Below are 658 nucleotides of genomic sequence, written 5' to 3' on the forward strand. Positions count from 1 at the left end.
GCGCGCTGGACCTGCACGAAGGGATGGGCCAGCGCGCGCTGGGCAAGGCGGGGCTGCTGGCGGAGTTCCAGGCGCTGTCTCGTCCCGAGGGGCAGGCCATGCGCATCCTGGACACGGACGGAACCGTCCTGCGCGACTGGCAACCCCGCCCGGATGACCGGGCCAATCCCGAGATCGACCGCGGGCAACTCCGTGACCTGCTGCTAGGGCTTCTTGATGTCCAGTGGGGTCGGGGCGTGACGGAGGTGGTGCCGGGAACGCGAGATGGCGTACTGGTCCATTTCGCGGACGGACGACAGGAAACGTTCGACCTCGTGGTCGGCGCGGACGGCGCCTGGTCCCGGACTCGGGCGGCAGTCTCGTCGGTGACACCGCACTACACCGGCGTCACCTACGTCGAAACCTCCCTCGACGACGTCGACACCCGCCACCCCGACCTCGCCCGGCTGATCGGCGACGGTTCCCTGGCCGTATACGGAGTGAACCGAGCGCTCGTCGCCCAGCGCAACAGTGGTGGCCACGTCAAGGTGTACGCCCAGTTCCGCGCGCCGCTCGACTGGCACACGAACCTGGACCTGGCCGACGTCGAAGCCGTGCGATCGAGCCTGCTGGCGCTGTTCGACGGGTGGGCCGCTCCCGTCCTCGACCTCCTCCGCCC

Annotated in this window: 1 protein-coding gene; it reads left to right on the forward strand. The window is 69.8% G+C overall.

Annotation, left to right across the window (positions count from 1 at the left end; genetic code table 11):
- On the forward strand, positions 1-658 hold a 658-nt coding region (locus ACJA3G_RS38150; protein ID WP_406557568.1), incomplete at both ends, for an FAD-dependent oxidoreductase.

It is taken from the genome of Streptomyces sp. YS-3 (genome assembly GCF_045257485.1).
GTDB lineage: Bacteria > Actinomycetota > Actinomycetes > Streptomycetales > Streptomycetaceae > Streptomyces.